Here is a 19,941-nt window from a genome sequence, read left to right as displayed (position 1 = left end):
GATTAGTCTTTTTGGTAGCTGTCGAAATACATTTTGAGGATTTTTTCCGTATCGGTGAGGGCCGTGATGCTGTCGCTTTCAAAAACAGTCGAAACAGGATTTCCCGTCATGGCGGCAATGGCAATTCGCGATCGTTCCGTGAGTTGCATCTCCTGCGATGATTCCTGCGCGGAAATTGTTTTTCGCAACAACGTGTTCCAGAGAAAATGCACCGCCTCGCGAACACCCAAATCCCATTCCTGGCGCGTATCGTTGGCATAGGCGTAATCTTTTTTCTCAATATCGGGCAATTCGCATTTCAGCAGATCGTAAATATTCAAAATGCCGGCGCCGTAATTTTCGGTGTCCCAAACAGCAGGTTTTGTCGCGGAAGATTTTACGCATTTTCGAAAGGCTTCCACAATCTGCCACGGAAATTTATACTTTTCGAAAATTTCTTCGCGTCTCGTCGCTTTCCAAAGCGCAGCAGCAGCGGCAACGTGTGGTGTTGCGTAACTTGTTCCGCTGCCGTAGACCATGATTTCGTTAAATTTTTCGTCCATAGAAGGAACATAAACATCTTCACCCGGCGCAGAAATATCGACTTCGCGGCCATAACTGCTACCGCGCCAGGGTTTCTGATTTGGATTGATGGCAGAAACAGCGATCGTTCCCGGACACAAGGCCGGCGCCACCACCATTTCGACTTCATTTCCGGCGGCGCAAACCCAGATCACGCCATTATCGTACGCTACTTTTGCAGCTTCGGCGATCATCGGCCGCGGATAACTTCCCATGCACATAAACATGACGTCTGCATTTGTATGAACTGCCTGATTAACGGCATCAACAACGTTTTTTCCGCGGTTGATCAAAACCACGGATTCGGAGATGCGGTACGGAATAATATTCACGAGGGAATTTTTGTCTTCGTCGCACAAAATGCCGTAGTTGCCGTCGTTTTTAAAAACAGAACTCATGTCACCGCCCGTGATAATGCTTGCGGTGCGCGTTCCGTGTCCCGGATGGCGCAGCAAACCTGTTCTCATATCATCGCGCGCATCGGAACCATCAATGAAATCCTCGTCGCAGTCGAAATTGAAACGGCCCTTAACCTTCGCATGATCGGTGTAACCTGTATCGAGTTGAACCAAATTTATTTTTTTGAGGTTCTCAATAATGGCATTTTCGTCTGGATTTTCATCCTGTTCAGCATCGCCTGCTGCTGATTTTTTTGCTTTAAAAAGTTCATCTAACAAAGAAGTTACATTTGTTCCTTTTTTATTTTTCAGGTTTAAACCCACGGCGGTTCGGTTCCAAAGTCTTTGATTAACAACGTCGGAATCGTCGAGTGTAAAAAAGGGCGAAGCGCTCCATTTGGTTTTAAAGTCATCTTCTCGGCCCGCGGCATTGCTGGTTTTCATACTTTCCAGCATGTCGGATTCTGTGAGTTGATTGTTGTTCCTTGTTTTCTTTTGAAGGTCGGTTTCCATTTCCAGATCGGGCGTCGCGGTTTTTATCTGCGGCAGCGCTTCCAGTTTTGCTGCGATCTCCCAGGGATTTTCATTCGACGAAAGGGTTACATATTGAATAATTTTTTGCGAAGGTATTGTCGATAAAGGAAACAGCGGTTCGGAAGTGACAATTTCGGGAACCAGTTTCTTGTAATTTTCCTTCCAGTCGTCCTGCATGAGACTGATATTGGAGAGTTCAATCTCAAAATACTGAAGCGAAAGATTATCCCGCGAGGGCGCGTTCTGAATCATATTAACGGCCTGGTTCAGAACAGATTCGTTGGAATTTTTCATATCGTCTTGGGGCTTTTCTTTCCGGGGTTTCGTGGTTTTAGGTTCGTTTTTGATTTCTGTGTGCTTTCCGAGAATGGTATTTCGGAGAAGACTCATTTCCGGCGGTAAAGTCATATTTCGTATACACCGAATAAGCGAACTCACCCTGATCCCTTCGTTCCCCAGCCAATCGATGGTTTCATCGGCATCTCCGTCTTTGTAAACGCCGCCGTCTTTCCGAAGCCACTGTCCCTGCGGATTTTTGTTCGGGATACTGCTGTGATGCAACGCGACGACTTCGCCTGTTCCCAGACCAATTACCACCGCACCGGAGGAGCCCGGAAGCGTATCGGATTCATAGATTAAAAAGTCATCTTTCAGCGTGAGCATCCGGATGTCTTTCATGACGGTTTTTTTATAATCGCCTTTCGGATGCTGAATGATGACGCAGTTTTCACCTTCGATGATCTTGCCGAAAGTTTCATCCAAAACCGTATGCGGAATGTCGCCAATGTATTTTCCCTCTTTGGATTTCTCTGTAATGGCTACGATCGTAAAATCGAGGCCGCTGTTCGGGTTGTCCTTTTGCGCTTCGTAGGTGGACGTCAGAAAGAGCTTTTCCGGTGCGAAACCGTAAGTTTGAATTTTATTGGCTTCGTTATTTTCGTCCAGTTCATAATAGAACTGAACCATGGAGTTTTTAGCCGTTTCGGCATCAGGGAAAACGTGGTTATTAGTTATCAGAATGCCGGGCGCGACCAAAAATCCTGTGCCGTAGCCGGAGTTTCCATACCGTGTTTTAATGGTGATGCGGGCAACAGATTCGGAGATCTTTAAAATCTTATAGAGGATATTGATATCCTGAAAATTAGGTACGCCGTTAATCCTTTCCAAGGCGGCCGAAATAGGCATATTTTCGCGCGCGATCCTTTTGGAAAGCTTGTCGCTGTCGGTTTGAATATCGGTAAGGCTGGCTTCGCCCATTCGGGTTTCCTGGATGCCTTTTTTAACGTGCTCGATTTTGGAAGTTGCCTCCTGAAAACGTTCGTACGCAAGATCGTTGATAATTTTTGTGGAAGACATAATCGATTGGTTTACAGTGATAAAATGAATTAGTCGAAAATGTGAGGGTAAGTATTCTGAAAGAATTTTCTTTGAAGTTGATAAAATATTGTTCTGTGAATGCTGGTCTATCAAATTTACAATAAAATTAGAATTTCATCCCTAACTCCTTTAAAAACAGTGATGTCGCTGCACAAATAAGGTGTTTTAACCTTTTATAATTGTGTGTCTCCTTTTTTTATTTATCTTTATAACAAATCAGATCAAAAAGACTGATTAAATTATTAACCATTTTAAATTTAAATCATGGCATTTTTAGGAATTATAGTCTTTTTTGGACTTATTGTTTTATTCGCCTCCTTTTTTACAGTGAAGCAGGCAACCGCCGCTATTGTTGAGCGTTTGGGGAAATTTCACATCGTGCGCCAGTCGGGCCTGCACCTTAAGATCCCGTTTATCGATCAGGTTGCAAAACGGATGAACCTCCGGATTCAGCAGTTGGATGTGATTATCGATACGAAGACATTGGATAATGTTTTTGTTCGAATGAAAGTCTCCGTGCAGTATCAGGTGATATTTTCGCAGGTTGCAGACGCGTTTTACCGCTTGGAAAATCCGGAAAACCAGATCACTTCATACGTTTTCGATGTAGTGCGCGCAGAAGTTCCAAAGTTGAAACTGGATGACGTTTTCGTTCGAAAAGACGACGTTGCCATCGCAGTGAAAAGTGAGCTTCAGGAAGCGATGCAGAGTTACGGATACGACATCATTAAAGCATTGGTAACGGATATCGATCCGGACGAGCAGGTGAAACATGCGATGAACCGAATTAACGCGGCAGAGCGGGAGAAAACGGCAGCGGAATACGAATCTGAAGCGCAGAAAATCCGGATTGTGGCCGTAGCGAAAGCGGAAGCGGAATCTAAAAAATTGCAGGGTCAGGGTATTGCCGATCAGCGTCGGGAAATCGCCGCAGGTTTGGTAGAATCTGTAAAAATGTTAAACGAAGCCAATATTAACGCACAGGAAGCTTCGGCGTTGATCGTTGTCACGCAGCATTATGATACGCTTCAGGCAATCGGATCCAGCAATAAGAGCAGTTTGGTTCTCTTGCCAAATTCGCCAAATGCAGCCAACTCTATGTTAAACGATCTGATGGTTTCGATGGCCGCCACACAAAAAATGGACGATGTAAAATAAGTTATCTTTATGCAAATAAAGCAAAACCAACTTTCCGGAGTTGGTTTTTTTTATTGCGGGAGCGACGTATTTGGGGATTTAATTTTCATTTAAATTTTTATCTTTTTATTCTTTAAATTTAATTTAGAATCGATTATGTTTTATAAAAACTATTCCTTTTTAAGCGGCGTTTCGACTACCATTTCTGTAATGCCCCTATTGTTTTTTCTTGGTCCGGATTCTATTTTTGTTATCCTACAGTTTTCTACAACTAAAGAATATTGGAAATCTTCCACTAAAGCGCTTGTGCTAAAATCGCAACCAATATTAACAAAATATCCTGGTAAAGCATTTTTTAAATCATTAAAATCATCTCCTTTCTTGAATTTACTTATTTGTCTCTTTAAGTATTTGTTCTTTCGATTGTTTAGGAACTATCTTAAAAGCAAATGATGGAAATAATTTTGGCAAAATTAAAATGTAAAAAAAAAAAGCAATTATCGGTAGAGAAAAAAGAAGAGCAAAATCTTTCAATTTTAACTTTTTATTTTGATTTTCAAGTTGGTGAAAAACAGTTCCAAATGTCAATCCATAAAAAAAAGCATCCAGAAAAACCCCTTGAAAATTTGAATTTAGAAAAATCCAACCGATCATTAAAATATATGCTAGAAGAGCGTAAAATGCAAACCCTAAAGAAAAAATATAGATATTCGTTTTTCTAGCAATGTTTTCGAGTAACTTTTTTGGAATTATAACAAAAACTAAATAAAATAAAATTAAAAATATTGCAGCCCAGAAAATTATTATTCCCGTGTCTCCACTTGAGGCATTTCCATAGGCACTTAATGACCATAATAGATGCGTCAGGATAAGCGCAAGAAATCCAAATAAATGAGCAATGAATGTTTTATAAATATAATTTTTCACGGTTTTAAGGAATACTTGTAAATGTATGAATTTTTATAATTTTAATTAAGAGCTGCTTTTTAGATAAATCTTGAATTTATTAAAAGCACAGTTTTTAGTTTTATATATGTCGTCACTTCAAAATCCCAATCTCATAGCCCTGATTGCAGCGACATCCTTTTTCGCAGCGCAGCGGAAAAAAAGATACAGCGGAAAGCAGGTTCCCGGCTCCTAAGAAATATTAGCTTTTTATTCAACAGATTGCCTCGTCATTCGTTCCTCATTCCTCGGAATAAGATCGAGGAAAATCTATATTTCCACAACACAGAACGGGAAAATATTTTGTAAATTTGCCCTACTTTTAATTCAATCATAAAAAGATCAATATGAGTCAATTCGATGTTACCGTAATCGGTTCCGGTCCCGGAGGTTATGTTGCCGCAATTCGTTGCGCACAACTGGGTTTCAAAACAGCAATTATCGAGAAATATTCCGTTTTGGGTGGCACTTGCCTGAACGTAGGATGCATTCCGAGTAAAGCACTGTTGGATTCTTCGGAGCATTTTTATAACGCCAAACACGATTTCGCCAATCACGGAATTATCATTAATGATCCGGTGGCAGATTTGTCCCGCATGATCGCTCGTAAAAGAGAAGTGGTAGATCAAACCACGAAAGGTATTCAGTTTTTGATGGATAAAAACAAGATCACCGTTTTTGAAGGCGTGGGAAGTTTTGAATCTGCAACTCAAATAAAAGTGACAAAAAACGATGGTTCTGCAGAAACCATCGATTCTAAATATACGATTATCGCAACGGGTTCTAAACCGAGCAATTTGCCTTTTATTACTTTAGATAAGGAAAGAATCATCACTTCTACAGAAGCTTTGGAACTGAAAGAAATTCCGAAACACTTGATCGTCATCGGCGGCGGCGTTATCGGTCTCGAATTGGGTTCGGTGTATAAAAGATTGGGTTCTGAAGTAACGGTGGTAGAATTTATGGATAAAATTATCCCAACCATGGATGCTTCTTTGTCTAAAGAATTAAATAAAGTTCTGAGAAAACAAGGTATGAAATTTAACCTTTCTACGGGCGTTCAGTCGGTGGAAAGAAACGGCGATACGGTAAAAGTAACGGCAAAAGATAAAAAAGGGGAGGAAGTCGTTTTCGAAGGCGATTACGTGCTGGTTTCGGTGGGTAGAAAAGCTTATACTGAAGGACTTGGCTTAGACAAAGCTCGCGTCGATCTGACGGAAAGAGGAATGGTGAAAACGAACGAACATTTACAAACCAATGTTCCGAATATTTACGCCATCGGAGATGTGGTGGCCGGTGCCATGCTCGCGCACAAAGCTTCTGAAGAAGGAACCTTGGTGGCTGAACTTATTGCCGGACAAAAACCTCACATCAATTATAATTTAATTCCGGGCGTTGTTTACACGTGGCCGGAAGTTGCGGCCGTCGGAAAAACGGAAGAGCAGTTAAAAGCAGAAGGTGTTGCCATTAAAATTGGTAATTTCCCCATGCGAGCTTTAGGAAGAAGCCGTGCTTCGGGTGATGTTGATGGTTTCATCAAAATTATAGCCGACGAAAAAACCGACGAAATTCTGGGCGTTCACATGATTGGCGCGAGAGCGGCAGACTTAATTGCGGAAGCGGTTGTAGCTATGGAATACCGCGCAAGTGCAGAAGATATTTCGAGAATGTCTCACGCGCACCCCACGTATGCAGAAGCCATGAAAGAAGCGGCTCTAGATGCGACGGGGAAAAGGGCGTTACATTTCTAGTAGGGACAAGTCGGGACTTGTCCAATAACCAGTAGGGACAAGTCGGGACTTGTCCAATAATCAGTAGGGACAAGTCGAAACTTGTCCAATTGCCAGGTAAAAAGTTAAAGAACCAAGAAAAATTTCGCGTAGCAACAGATCGAAACTTGTTCGTTTACGTTGAAAATTTTAATTGTTTTAATCATATTAAAAGAGAAGTTTCAGCTTCTCTTTTTTTATTGAATTAAAAGCACGAATGCATAAAATTTTAAAGATATAAAAGAAGAAAAACTTTTCGAACGTAATTCGTGCATCCGTGGGAAAAAGAAATTAAAAGAGAGGTTTCGTTTTCCTTTTTTCCGCGAAAAAGTTTCCATCCAAACCCTATTTCGCCGGACAAAAGCTGTAAAAATTTTCTTTTGGAATTTGACTTATTTGTAACTTCGTTAGAAATAACACAACGATGAAAAATTTTTATGTACTCCTTTTCTCTGCCTGGGGCGCGACCGCTTTTTCGCAGACCACGCTTACCAAAGCGAACAACGATTATTTGGTAGGAAACACCATCAGCAGTAAAAATCTGATTGGCGTACCCGACAATTCTGCAACGGGAATGAATGTCACCTTCGATAACAGCGCGCTTACCGATGGGGCGCTCATCACAGCACAGGTTTCGGCACCTTCTCCCGGCGAACTTACGGCCTTTTCCGGGACCACCGTAAAATTTGAGGACGGAAACGGAAACGACGTCTTTTATAAATCGACGGCTACACAATTGGAAATTACAGGAGCAGACGTAGGTGGTGCGGTTTTAAATTTTAGTGCAGACAATGCTGTATTTTTAACATTCCCCACGGCTTTCGGAGATACATCTACCGACACCGCGAGAGGAAGTTTCAGCACCGGAACCGTTTCTGGTCTTTTCAAAGGGAATATTACGACGACGGCCGACGCGAGCGGTACGCTTTTACTTGGTTTGCAGACCTTTGGAAATATTTTACGTGTAAAAACGGTTCAAAACTATAACCTTTACCAAAGTACGGATACCAATTATCTTTTGCGGTCGGAACCTTAGTAAGCACTTTTTACACCTATTATAACAATACGAACAGATATCCCATCTTTACGTCCACAACTGCAACGATCTCTGTACCGCTTCTTGGCATCAACCAAACTACCAGCGTTGCCGTCGCGCAAAATATTACAACACTTGGTACGAATCAAAATGCGGCGAAAAAAAGCATTCGCGTTTATCCAAATCCGGTGTCTGAAAATCTATTTTTCACCGGCGATCTTACGGGATACGAATTCGTGAAAGTTTATACGCTGGATGGCAAATTGGTCTGTTCAACGCTGCTCGATTCTGGAAAGGTAAATATGAACCATCTTCCCGCGGGAAATTATATTTTAAATCTCTCGGGCACGCAGCAGCAAGCGCAGAACATTCCGTTCATCAAAAAATAAGGTTATAGGGTGATTACAAATTTAAAGAGAAGTTTCGGCTTCTCTTTTTTTAATTTTAAATTCCATTCAGCTTATTTCGAGTCGAAATGGAGGCTTCATAAATCTTCTTCCTGGTTTGCTGAATCTTCCCAACAGGCTGCAAAGTTTGCGCATTCTCAAAAGGATTAAAATTTAAATTTTCAACATCGGGACTGGAAGAGTTTAGTGCGGAATTTTTTGGAATTGTAATTTTTCCTAAGGTATATTCCGGCGCATTTTTCCACATTTTCATTAAATTATTTACGGGTTGATCTTTCTGATTTTCGCACATTTTGACCGTTAACATAAACTCGGAATCGTGAAGCGAAATAAAATCCGGGACCGATTTTTTCTGCGGTTCATCCTTACCTGTTTTCCCTAAATTGCGAACGGGTTGCAATCCGATTTTCATCACGTAATTTCCCAGACGATAGCAGCCAATTCCCCCGTAAGGGAAGGAGAAGAAGAAGTGATTACGTCTGCGGATCAGTTTTATTATTTCTTTAATAAGATCCCCTGATAACAGCGAGGCAAACAACGGCAATCCATTTTTTAGTAAAGAAGGCAAATCCAAAGCGGAAACTAAAAAATTATCCTGCTTCGTAACCAAAAAAGTGTTGACCGACGTGAAAAACCTTAGAAAAGTCGAGGGAGAGTTGGTTGGAAATAACGGGAAATTGACCAATGGAAAGTTAGCATCCCTGCCGTTAATATCTTTAATTTTCAGGGAAAAACCGTAGGCTGGAACGTCCCTTCCTTTTTTGTTGATGACGAGATTCGCGTTGGAGAATCTTGCGATAAGATCATATTCCTTCTCCTTAAAAATTTCTTGTATAAATTCGGGTAAATCTTCGGAAACTCTTAAAACTCCGTTCGCCGTTGCATACGTTTTTGAGTGTGCATCGCGTGTGGCGTAATTAACGTCGCTTATTTTTGAGGAACTTTTGATGAATTTTTCAACCGATGTTATGGCTTTTGCTAAATCGTTCTTTTCTGCAGAGGAAAGTTCGTCGAGGTCGGGGGTATAAGTAAGAAGCGTTTTCATTATATTTTTCTTTTCAGCAAGCAACAACCATTCCCGAAAGTTCCTCAGAAAATACCTTATCTTTGTGCCCTTACAACTATTCACTTTTCAGGAACTTTTTATTATGAACATCGGGCTGACACAAACTTTAAAAATCGCAGAAAAAAATTATTCCGGCTTATTTCTGGAAGACGAAAATGGAAACAGAGCCTTTTTACCCAAAATTTTCGCCTCTGAAGATGCCGAAATTGGGTCTGAAATGGAGGTTTTCGTTTATCAGGACGACGATAAATTAAAAGCCACAACGGAAAAGCCGAACGCCGAAGTAGGCGAGTTTGCGATGATGACGTGCGTACAAAGTCTGCCCACCGGCGCCTTTATGGACTGGGGAATCATCAAAGATCTTTTTGTTCCGTACAAACAGCAGAAAGCCAAAATCATTGAAGGTAAAAAATATGTGGTTTATGTTTATGTAGATGAAATTTTAGGCTTAATTACGGGAACAACAAGATTCAAAAGAAATCCGCATTACGAGAATCTTCCTCTGCAAAAAGGAGAAAAAGTCCATTTAATCGTGATGGGTGAAAGCGAATTGGGTTGGAATGTCATCGTGAACAAACAATACATTGGCCTGATCTACACCTCGGATGTTTATAAAAAACTCTTTCCTTTGAGTGAAGAAATCGGTTTCATCAAAGCCATCCGCGAAGACGGTAAAATTGATGTTTCGCTACAGCCGGAAGGGTACGAAAATATCGACGAATTTCAGAAAATCATTTTAGACAAACTCGAAATGAATTACGGTTTGCTGTATCTTTCCGACAAATCCACGCCGGAAGAGATTAAAGATGAACTTCAAATGAGTAAGAAAAACTTTAAAAAAGCGATCGGCGGTTTGTACCGCGATAAAAAAATTGATATCCTGGAGGATAAGATCCAACTTCTGGAGGGAGAAAAATAATTTCGTTAAAAGCAACAAATGAAAAAGAGCAGAAAATAAATCTGCTCTTTTTTTTAGTCGGGATGACTGGATTCGAACCAGCGACCCCTTGCACCCCATGCAAGTACGCTACCAGGCTGCGCTACATCCCGCACGCAGGCGCAAAAGTAAGAATCCTTTCTTAAATTTCAAAATCGATTCCGAAGGATTTACTATTTTGTTGGCTGGAGAAAGATTCAAAATTTCAATTTCTGTTTTTAAGGAGGAGCCAGCCGTTCAGAATTCTACCGTCGGATACTTTGATGACGTACCAGTAATTTCCGGTGGGTAGGGTGCGCGATTCAAATTTTCCGTCCCACTCGAAAGCGCCGTTTGTGATTTTCGATAAAACGTTTTTTCCGTGTCGGTCATAAATTAAAACTTCTGAATTGGTATAATTTTCGAGACCGTTGATTTTCCAGGTATCATTGATGCCGTCGGCGTTTGGTGTAAAACTGTTGTTGACATTAAATAGGGTAAAATCGATCTGGCCGATGATGCAGCCGCCTGCAGTTTTTACTGAAACCGTATGATTGCCATTTTTGAGGCCGCTGAAAATATTTGAAGTCTGCGAACTTTGATGATCCAAAGTATAAATAAAATTGCCAGTATCAGAAAGAATCACTGTAGCCGTGTTGTTTACAATATCCACGCGCAGAATGGTTGCGAGCACAGAATTTGAGACGGCAACGGTGGCAGTGTTTTCGCACTGGGAAGTGTTTCGGACTTTCACCGTGTAATTTCCGGCTTCGGTTACTTCTATAATTTGTTGGTCAGAAAAGGGAACTGCGGAACCTTCTTTGGTCCATTCATAAAATGAAAAACCTGCACCGGCATTGAGCGTCAGGCTTTGTCCGTCGCAAAATTCTTCTCGGTCACGCAAATTGAGTAGCGGTTTTGAATTTAGTGTTAAAGTCAACTGAACTTCTACAAAACAGCCTAATGAATTTGTGACTTTTATGTGGAAGATATTTTCGCCAATATTTAAAGTCGTGCTTGCAGGATTCGGAACCGTCTGATTAAATTCATCGAAAAACTCAAAAGTATAAACCGATGAATTGGCCACCATATTGTCTTTGTAATTGTTAAGGTTTTCCTGCTTCGTGTTGGCAGTGGTATCGTTACAAAATGCGGTTGCATAATCATTTGCCGGAATGCCGCCATTAGACACAGAAACCGTCACAGGAATTCTCTGCAGACTTTCGCAGCCATTCACCGTCTGCGTTCCGTAATAGGTTTGGCCTCCGATAAGTGGAGCAGCAGGCGCAACAACCTGCCCCGACGCATTGTACCAAATAACGTTCTGGCCGGAAACAACGATGTCGGCAACGGTAGGGTTTTGTGCCGAACAGAAATCCTGGTTTAGGTTACCGGTTGGCGGAAAAGGATCATTAACATTAACCAAAATTTCCAGTTTTGCACTTTCGCAACCGTTGAGTGTTTGCGTGGCGTAATATTTTGAACTGCCCGCGATTAGCAGGTTCGGATCTAAAGGGTCGCCAACCAGATCATACCATTTTATGGCAGTACCTGTGATTTGAATGTCAGAAAGCCTGGGTGAGTCGATAAGGCAAAAGTTTTGTGGCGAATTTGCGGTGGGCAGCGGACTTCCCTGCACTTTGACGGTCTGATTTTGTGAAAGCTGATGACCGTTTCCGTCGTCATAGTTCCAGTGAATCACGTAGGTTCCAGGAGAATTGTAGACAAGCGGATCGGTTGTGGTAGCACTGATCTGTGTTCCGCAACCCGTAGTGGCTGTTGGGATCACCGTCACGGTTACGCTGCAGAAACCTGTGAGAACGGGCAAATTGGGAATATCTAATACGGGCAAAGTCGGACTGCCAATATTGATGTTTAAAGTAAAGATTCCGCCGCAGGATTGTCCTCCCGTTATTCTGACAAAATATTCGCCGGAGTCGGTTGACTGCGCATTATTGATGACAGGATTTTGAAGGAAGGAATGAAAACCATTTGGGCCAAACCATTCGTAGCTTGTTCCGCCCGACGCATTTAACTGAAGGTTTTGATTGATGCAAGTTGGAACAAAAGAAATTGTAACATTTGATGCACAATCTGCAAATTTGGCGATGTACATATCATTATTATTCGTGTGTGTAGTTTGCTGAAAAGTTCCGGGCGTTGCAATACCCGTGTAATTTTTTGATGACATTCCCCATAAATAAAGGTAATTGTCATAATCTTTGGTGATCATTCCAAGTTGTGTTCCACCATTCCCCTGATAAAAGGTGGACCAAATTTTTTGAAAATTCGAATCGTATTTGGTGTAATACGTCGAAGTATATTTTCCAATCTGTGGTAAATATGCCCCAGTTGTAGTTTGTTGATTGACCCAAGGATCATTTGGACTTGCGCGACCTGATGCAAAAATATTTTTATCCTTGTCAATATAAATATCTCCATCGCTGTTATAAATACTTACTTCCTTATAATCTTTGACAGTATTGATAGCGGTATCTACAAGAAAATAGCACAGTTTATTTTGAGAATACATTTTTCCGGCAAACATCACTTCATTACCAAAACGACGTGTAGAAAGGAAAAAATAACTTTCTGCATTGCCAAAATAACTGGATTTCAATAAATTTCCGGCTTCTGAAAATTTTACATAAAGACCATTATTCCCAAGATTTCCACCGTTATTTGTTTGCTGAAAAGCATCAATCATCGGAAAATTAGTGCTTCGTGAAACTCCCGATAATTCTATACCTGAAGCATCCGCATTAAAAATGCTATACATCGCACTTGGTCCATTACCTCCGATATAGGTGAAGAAATCGTTAGCTCCCGTAATCGCGTCGAATTTTGTTAAAAATCCAGTTTCGCCCACTCCAATGTTTTCTTGAAATGCACCTGCTGTTCCAAAAACATTTAATCTTGTTTTTCCAGTGATATAAAATTTATTATTATGCAGTTTTACATCGTTTATTTCTGTTTCGTCACTATAGCCAGAATAGGCAGGATTTCCTATTTCTCTTCCTATTTCATTTTCAAGAAGTAAAGTACCATTTGGATTTAGCTTTAGAAAAACGACTTTTTGATAAAAGTAATAGCGATTTCCGGGATAAAGTGGATTTGGTTTTTCAACGACGATTGCAGCATAAACATTAAAAGTTGCGTCAAAGTCTACAGATCCTGTAACATCAAAATACTGCTTTCCATAATAAGTTCCCCAAAATCTCTGACCATCTTTGCTTATTTTAGAAATAAAAGCATCTCCACCTCCAGCTAAATTTGTTTGATAACTCCCTGCTGTGGCAACATTATTGGTACTTGTTGAATATCCAAATAAATATATATTATTATTTTTATCAGGTTTAATCCACGCATATTCTTCCCCATTTCCGCCAAAATAACTTCCCCAAATTCTTGTCGGAACAGGATCGATCACAATAGTCTTATCTGAAATATCTTTTGTAGATGCAAAGCCAAATGTTTGATTTCCTAAATCTTTAAACTGAACATCGATCGAATTTTTTGCAGTTCCGATTTCTTCCCAGGAATGTGGGATATTTTCCTGCATTTCGCCAAAACGAAGGTTCATCGAAAGTTTTCCGTCTTGTAGTCTGGTCGCTGCACCGGTAAATTTTAATTGAATATCTGAAATTTTTCCGCCGGGATTGATGACGAAATTGTACTCAATGGGTTTCAGCGTATCATTTGGCTTAAAAAATACCAGATCAATATTTGGGTAGAGATTTTTGTAGGTAACTTTTTCGAAGCGGTGAACATTTTCGACTCCTTTTGGATTATTGGGTAGATTGTAGTAATTGTCGTAATCTTCTGATTGGCCTTCGGCAATAATTTGGGCGTTTTTATTAGCGCCAACAAATTCAATATCTACACGGTGATATTCATTTTTCAGAGCATATTCCGGACGTTTTTTACCTTCGGTTGGAAGATTCTTTTCTGTTCGTTCCGGCTTCTTTTTAATAGTTTTCCTGGTTTCATAAACGTCGTAGGAAAAACCGGAGTTTTTAAGCTGAACATTTAAGCCGGTGGAATGAAACAGATATTTAACGGCAGAATTTTCTTTACCAGCCTGATCGACCAATTGACCTTTGTTTTCGTAAAAAAATGCGCTGGAATTTGAAATTAATTTTTGAGCGAAGACGAGCGTTACGAAACCACAAAAAAACAAAAGAAGTAGAATTTTTTTCATCAATTAAAATATGTGTAAATATAATTATTCCTTACGCACGAGCAAAATCCAGTCTTCTTCCAGCAGTTTGTAGCCCATGTCGTACACAAAGCGGTATTCCGCGCCGTTTTTATAGATTTTTAAACTCGTGAAATAATCAAAATCGAAGCCGCCGGAAGTAAGCTTGTTCCGCGTAGTTTTTGCTTTTCCGTCGATGAATTTCTGTTCCGAAAGAATGCGGTGATTTTTACGCAGTTTATTGTTGATGTTGCGCATCAGGTTCGACGAATCCTTGTTGTGTTTGTTGTTGTAGGCATTTCTGCAGCCGTCGTTGCAGAATTTTTTATCGGTTCTGCCGATGATTTTTTCGCCACATTCCAAACAATTTTCCATATCAAACATTTGATACTCAAATATATAAAAATATCCGTTTGTAAACGGATATTTTTTTTCGGCGTCGGTTTTTCATTTGCTTTCCAGTAATAATTTCCATTAATCAGATTTCTATTCTGGCGTCTGGGCTTTTTCGTAGATCAGTCCTTCGCTTTTCAGCTCTTTCCAAAAATCAACCGGAATGTTTTTCTGCAAAGAATCAACGTTGCTTTTCACCTGTTCCGGCCGGCTTGATCCCGGAATAATAGCCGCAAATTCATCGGCTGCGAGAACAAAATGCAGCGCGGCGTCTAAAATTGTAAGGTCGTATTTTTTCGCGATAGTGCTGATGCGGTCGCGTTTTTTGTGCATGCCTTTTGGGATAACATCTTTATAGTTGAAGCGTTCGCGTCCCGCAATAAACCCGGAATTGTATCCCGCGCCCGAAACCAGTTTCACCCCCGCTTTTTTCACTGCCGGCAACAGTCGGTCCACGGCATCTTCGTGATCGAGAATGGAGTATTGCGTGGCGGACAAACAGATGTTGGGATCTGCAACGTCAATACAGTCTAAAATAGGTTCGATTTTATTTACGCCCATTCCCCAGGCTTTGATGACGCCTTCGTCGCGCAATTGTGAGAGCGCTTTGAAAGCACCTTTCGTTGCCTGTTCCAAAAAATAGGGATACCGGTCGCCCACCTGATCTTCAGAAAGATCGTGAACGTAAACAATGTCAATGTAATCCAGACCGCTGCGTTGGAGGCTTTCCTCAATGGATTTTTTAACAGCGTCGGCTGTATAAAGGTGTTTGAAATCGTAATTCAAAGGTGCTTTCCACATCGTAGGCGGAACTTCAGATTCTGGAACTTCTGTGAATAACCGTCCAACTTTTGTGGAAAAAATAAAATCTTCGCGCGTCTGGTTTTGGAGGAACGCTCCGAATCGTCTTTCACTTTTGGTGAGGCCGTACCACGGCGAGGTGTCATAATAGCGGATACCAGATCCCAGGCGCTTTTCAAAACTGCTTCGGCCTGTTCGTCCGACAAATTTTCGAAGGCAGTTCCAATGGCCACGCCGCCGAGTCCTAATTGATGTTTGTCTGTTAATATTTCGCTGTTCATATCTTGTTTTTTAGAGCGTGTAACGTACAAACATCGTGCAGAAAAAATTTAGAACGAAAGCATTGGACCTGCATTTTCCGACGAAGTGTTGGCAAACCTTTCGAAATGTACCCTCCGTATTCACGATCCCAAAAAAAGCACCGTTTTTGGACGGTGCTTCTAATTCATCAAAAAATTTAATCCTGATGGCCGTACATTTTATTATACAGTTTAATATATCGCTCTTTTACGGCTTTTCGTTTAAGTTTGAGCGTTGGCGTCAACAAACCTAGCTCAATGGACCAAACTTCCGGCGTGAGTTCAAAGCGTTTGATCTGTTCCCAATGCCCGAGTTTAGTATTGAGATAATCGATTTCTTTGCCGATGCGTTCTTTCAGTTCCGGGCTTTTCGCCATTTCTTCCGGCGTTTCGCCGAGATTCAGGTTTTTGCGCTGCGCCCAGGATTTTGCAAAATTAAAATCGGGCTGTACAAAAGCACACGGCATTTTTTCGCCATCGCCCACAACCATTACCTGCTCTATAAATTTGGACCCTTTCGCCTGGTTTTCGATGACCTGCGGCGCAATATATTTTCCGCCCGAAGTCTTGAACATTTCTTTTTTACGGTCCGTGATGTGTAGATAACCTTCCTCGTCGATGTGGCCGATGTCGCCGGTTTTGAAAAAGCCGTCCTGCGTGAAAGCTTCGTTCATCATCTCCTCGTTCTTGAAATAACCTTTAAAAACAGAAGGTCCTTTTACCGTAATCTCGCCGTCTTCCTGAATTTTAACTTCCAGATTTTCCAACACATGACCCACGGTTCCGACCTTAATTTTTCCGAAACTGTTCACCGAAATCACGGGCGAAGTCTCCGTTAAGCCATAGCCTTCCAGAATAGGAATTCCGGCATTTTGAAACATTTTATTCAGGCGTGGCGCCAATGCGGCCGATCCGGAAACCAGCGTGATGATATTGCCGCCCAAACCTTCGCGCCATTTTTTAAAGACGAGTTTATCGGCGATAATTTCTTTCAGTCCGGAAGGTTTCCCTATTTTCTCTTTGGCTTTGTTAACGCCCAGGGCCCACAAAAATATTTTCGATTTTAAACCGCCCGCGCTTGTTCCCTTGTCATAGATTTTATCGTAAACTTTCTCGATGAGGCGCGGCACGACCGACATAATGTGCGGCTGAACTTCTTTAATGTTGTCGCCCATCTTTTCGATGCTTTCGGCAAAATAAATAGAGTAGCCGTTGTACTGGTAAAGGTAGAAGAGCATGCGCTCGAAAATATGGCAGATCGGCAGAAAACTTAAAATTTTAATGTCTTTATAGTCCATGCCTTTCACGCGCGGAATTCGTGTATTGGACGCCAAAACGTTCGATACGATATTTTGATGGGTGAGCATGACGCCTTTTGGGCGGCCCGTTGTTCCCGACGTATAAATAATCGTCGCCAGATCTTCGGAATTAATGCTTTTCGACAGATCTTCCACTTCGTTTTGCGTGGCTTCATCTTTTCCCAAATCCAAAACTTCTTTCCAGCTTGCGGTACCTTCAATTTCATTAAAACTGAAAACGCCTTCCAGCGTCGGAACCTTGTCTTTAATTTTCTTTACTTTTTCGAGCAGATCGCGGTCGGACAGAAAACAAAATTTAACTTCGGCATTATTAAAGATATAATCGAAATCGTCTGAGGAAATACTCGGATAAACGGGTACAGAAACGGCGCCGATCTGCGAGATTCCCAAATCCATCACTGCCCATTCCGTGCGGCTTGCCGTGGTAATGAGCGCAATTTTATCGCCGGGTTTTATGCCAAGTTTTAAGAGGCCGCGGGAAATCTGGTTGCCCAGATAGCAAAATTCTTTCGTCGATGTACTTTCCCATTTCCCTTCATATTTCGTGACGAACATCTCATCCTGCGGATATTTTTCTAATGCTTCGTGAGCAAAATCGAAAATTCTTTTAATAGCCATAGCTTTGTTTTTCTTATTGGTGCGTATTTTACGTTAATTTAATTGCACTTTTGTAAAAATATCATTTTTTATTTAAACAGCAAAAAGTATTTCTACGTCACGATTTCCGCCAAAATTGGATGATTTTACCAACGAAAGTTTAAAGAATTTTCCTTTTTAGAGAATATTCAAAGGCTTGCATAATTAAATTTTTTAATTTTTAGAAATAATGTAAATTGCAGACAATCTTATATACTATTTTATGAACTTTAATTTATCCGAAGAACAGTTGATGATTCAGCAGGCTGCAAGAGATTTTGCGCAGGCCGAACTTTTACCGGGCGTCATTGAAAGAGACAACCAGCAGAAATTTCCACACGAACAGGTTAAGAAAATGGGGGAACTTGGTTTTCTCGGTATGATGGTAGATCCGAAATACGGCGGCGCCGGCATGGACAGCGTTTCCTACGTTTTGGCGATTGAAGAAATTGCGAAGGTTGATGCTTCTGCGGCCGTGGTGATGTCTGTAAACAACTCTTTGGTATGTGCCGGATTGGAAAAATTCTGTAACGAAGACCAAAAAATGAAATATCTGAGACCGCTCGCCAGTGGCGAAGTGATTGGTGCTTTTGCTTTGTCTGAGCCGGAAGCCGGTTCCGATGCAACATCGCAGCAAACAACAGCGGTGGATAACGGCGATCATTATATTTTGAACGGCACGAAAAACTGGATCACAAACGGTGGCAACGCAACGTACTACATCGTGATCGCGCAAACCGATCCGGAAAAGAAACATAAAGGAATCAACGCATTCATCGTCGAGAAAGGCTGGAAGGGTTTTGAGATCGGTCCCAAAGAAGACAAACTCGGAATCCGCGGCAGCGATACGCACTCCTTATTATTTACCGATGTGGTGGTGCCGAAAGAAAACAGAATCGGCGAAGACGGTTTCGGTTTCAATTTTGCCATGGCGGTTTTAAACGGTGGCCGAATCGGTATCGCTTCCCAGGCTTTAGGAATCGCCTCCGGCGCATACGAACTGGCGTTGAAATATGCCAAAACACGTAAAGCCTTCAAAACGGAGATCATCAATCATCAGGCAATTGCTTTCAAATTAGCAGACATGGCGACCTCGATTATGGCGGCCAGAATGTTATGCTACAAAGCAGCTACAGAAAAAGATGAAGGAAAAGATATTTCCGAGATTGGTGCAATGGCGAAACTTTATTCCTCGCAAGTTGCCATGGACACGTCGATTGAAGCCGTACAAATTCACGGTGGTTATGGTTATGTGAAAGAATATCACGTGGAAAGAATGATGCGCGATGCAAAAATCACGCAAATCTACGAGGGAACTTCCGAAATTCAGAAAATCGTTATTTCCCGCAGTATTTCGAAAAAATAATTTTTAAAACGAAGAGCGATGAGAAACAAATATGTTTGGATGACGGTGCTTGCCGTCGCCGTTTTGCTGGGAGGATTTTTGTGGTATAAATACTACTTCGTCTTCGGTGAAGGCGTAAAATCCGGCGTCCTGAATTACGCAGTGAAAAAAGGAAACGTCTTTAAAACGTATGAGGGAAAGCTCATTCAGCAGGGTTTCGGAGCCAACTCCAAAACCGGCAGTTTAACGAGTTACGAATTCGAGTTTTCTATTGAGGATGAAGCCGTTTTTAAGGAACTCCAAGTGAATAACGGTAAAACCTTCGATCTTCACTACAAAGAATACCACGGCGTTCTTCCCTGGCGCGGAAACACGACGTACGTCGTCGATCGCGTTGTGAACATGAAATAAAAAGAGAATCCTTTCAGCCACATGAAAGGATTTCTTATTTTTAAGCCTTGAATTTGCGCTGATTTTCCACGAAACCCTTATAAATTCAGTGAGAACAAAATAAAAAACGATAAGCAGTTACCTATGAAAGATTTGATATTAAAAAGAGAGCGCATTTTTCATTTCCTGTCTTTAGGACTCATCGCCGTATCGCTGTTCCTGAAAGATCCCTTTCAAAAAATGAGCCTATTGGTCGTCGGAATTCTGGGCCTGCTTTTTTTATCGGTTTTAAAAAAGCAAAAGATGCTGATTATCATTTATGCCGTTCTGCTCCTCGCCGCGGCCGCTTTTTTCTATTATTTAACGGGCGGAAACATTCAGATGCCTGAAAGTTTTAATTAAATTTATACGGAA

General features: G+C 41.3%; 15 protein-coding genes and 1 tRNA gene. 8 read left to right on the top strand and 8 right to left on the bottom strand.

The window, feature by feature from the left end:
- Positions 1-2 precede the first annotated feature (2 nt).
- The gene (locus L0B70_RS01100) at positions 3-2,849 is read right to left on the bottom strand and encodes a S8 family serine peptidase (protein ID WP_235142484.1); all 2,847 of its coding nucleotides are present in this window, start codon (positions 2,847-2,849) and stop codon (positions 3-5) included.
- A gap of 285 nt (positions 2,850-3,134) precedes the next feature.
- On the opposite strand from L0B70_RS01100, the gene L0B70_RS01095 reads away from it, so the two are divergent.
- Positions 3,135-4,028: an SPFH domain-containing protein gene (locus L0B70_RS01095; RefSeq protein WP_235142483.1), complete on the top strand. Its 894-nt coding sequence runs from the start codon at positions 3,135-3,137 to the stop codon at positions 4,026-4,028.
- A gap of 366 nt (positions 4,029-4,394) precedes the next feature.
- Here the strand turns inward: L0B70_RS01095 and L0B70_RS01090 are convergent, their stop codons facing one another.
- The gene (locus L0B70_RS01090) at positions 4,395-4,934 is read right to left on the bottom strand and encodes a hypothetical protein (RefSeq protein ID WP_235142482.1); all 540 of its coding nucleotides are present in this window, start codon (positions 4,932-4,934) and stop codon (positions 4,395-4,397) included.
- A gap of 365 nt (positions 4,935-5,299) precedes the next feature.
- Between L0B70_RS01090 and lpdA the strand changes: the two genes are divergently transcribed.
- The 3 genes from lpdA to L0B70_RS01075 all read left to right on the top strand — a co-directional run bounded on the left by lpdA (position 5,300) and on the right by L0B70_RS01075 (position 8,146).
- Complete coding sequence (lpdA, locus tag L0B70_RS01085) at positions 5,300-6,703, top strand: dihydrolipoyl dehydrogenase (RefSeq protein ID WP_235142481.1); 1,404 nt, start codon at positions 5,300-5,302, stop codon at positions 6,701-6,703.
- Between the two features lie 442 nt (positions 6,704-7,145).
- Complete coding sequence (locus tag L0B70_RS01080; protein ID WP_235142480.1) at positions 7,146-7,757, top strand: hypothetical protein; 612 nt, start codon at positions 7,146-7,148, stop codon at positions 7,755-7,757.
- A 188-nt stretch (positions 7,758-7,945) separates the two neighbouring features.
- Positions 7,946-8,146, top strand: coding sequence for a T9SS type A sorting domain-containing protein (locus tag L0B70_RS01075; RefSeq protein WP_235142479.1), 201 nt, complete (start codon positions 7,946-7,948; stop codon positions 8,144-8,146).
- 55 nt (positions 8,147-8,201) lie between these two features.
- Here the strand turns inward: L0B70_RS01075 and L0B70_RS01070 are convergent, their stop codons facing one another.
- A complete protein-coding gene (locus tag L0B70_RS01070) occupies positions 8,202-9,209 on the bottom strand; it encodes a catalase (RefSeq protein ID WP_235142478.1) in 1,008 nt (335 codons plus the stop codon).
- 103 nt (positions 9,210-9,312) lie between these two features.
- Between L0B70_RS01070 and L0B70_RS01065 the strand changes: the two genes are divergently transcribed.
- Positions 9,313-10,149, top strand: coding sequence for a S1 RNA-binding domain-containing protein (locus L0B70_RS01065; protein WP_235143539.1), 837 nt, complete (start codon positions 9,313-9,315; stop codon positions 10,147-10,149).
- Positions 10,150-10,206: 57 nt separating this feature from the next.
- On the opposite strand, the gene L0B70_RS01060 is transcribed toward L0B70_RS01065, so the two are convergent.
- The 5 genes from L0B70_RS01060 to L0B70_RS01040 all read right to left on the bottom strand — a co-directional run bounded on the left by L0B70_RS01060 (position 10,207) and on the right by L0B70_RS01040 (position 17,774).
- A tRNA-Pro gene (locus tag L0B70_RS01060) sits at positions 10,207-10,280 on the bottom strand.
- 92 nt (positions 10,281-10,372) lie between these two features.
- Positions 10,373-14,347, bottom strand: a complete 3,975-nt coding sequence (locus L0B70_RS01055) for a T9SS type B sorting domain-containing protein (RefSeq protein ID WP_235142477.1) — start codon at positions 14,345-14,347, stop codon at positions 10,373-10,375.
- Between the two features lie 24 nt (positions 14,348-14,371).
- Complete coding sequence (locus L0B70_RS01050) at positions 14,372-14,719, bottom strand: hypothetical protein (protein ID WP_235142476.1); 348 nt, start codon at positions 14,717-14,719, stop codon at positions 14,372-14,374.
- A gap of 111 nt (positions 14,720-14,830) precedes the next feature.
- A complete protein-coding gene (locus L0B70_RS01045; protein WP_235143538.1) occupies positions 14,831-15,694 on the bottom strand; it encodes an aldo/keto reductase in 864 nt (287 codons plus the stop codon).
- Between the two features lie 301 nt (positions 15,695-15,995).
- Complete coding sequence (locus L0B70_RS01040) at positions 15,996-17,774, bottom strand: long-chain fatty acid--CoA ligase (protein ID WP_235142475.1); 1,779 nt, start codon at positions 17,772-17,774, stop codon at positions 15,996-15,998.
- A gap of 241 nt (positions 17,775-18,015) precedes the next feature.
- On the opposite strand from L0B70_RS01040, the gene L0B70_RS01035 reads away from it, so the two are divergent.
- From L0B70_RS01035 to L0B70_RS01025, 3 genes are all read left to right on the top strand, one after another.
- Positions 18,016-19,158: an acyl-CoA dehydrogenase gene (locus tag L0B70_RS01035; protein WP_235142474.1), complete on the top strand. Its 1,143-nt coding sequence runs from the start codon at positions 18,016-18,018 to the stop codon at positions 19,156-19,158.
- A gap of 18 nt (positions 19,159-19,176) precedes the next feature.
- The gene (locus tag L0B70_RS01030) at positions 19,177-19,548 is read left to right on the top strand and encodes a hypothetical protein (RefSeq protein WP_235142473.1); all 372 of its coding nucleotides are present in this window, start codon (positions 19,177-19,179) and stop codon (positions 19,546-19,548) included.
- 123 nt (positions 19,549-19,671) lie between these two features.
- Positions 19,672-19,929: a hypothetical protein gene (locus tag L0B70_RS01025; RefSeq protein ID WP_235142472.1), complete on the top strand. Its 258-nt coding sequence runs from the start codon at positions 19,672-19,674 to the stop codon at positions 19,927-19,929.
- Positions 19,930-19,941 lie beyond the last annotated feature (12 nt).

This window comes from Kaistella sp. 97-N-M2 (genome assembly GCF_021513235.1).
Taxonomy (GTDB): Bacteria; Bacteroidota; Bacteroidia; order Flavobacteriales; family Weeksellaceae; genus Kaistella.
The sequence above is the reverse complement of the archived record's forward strand: the minus strand, read 5'-3'. Positions and strand labels throughout refer to the sequence as shown.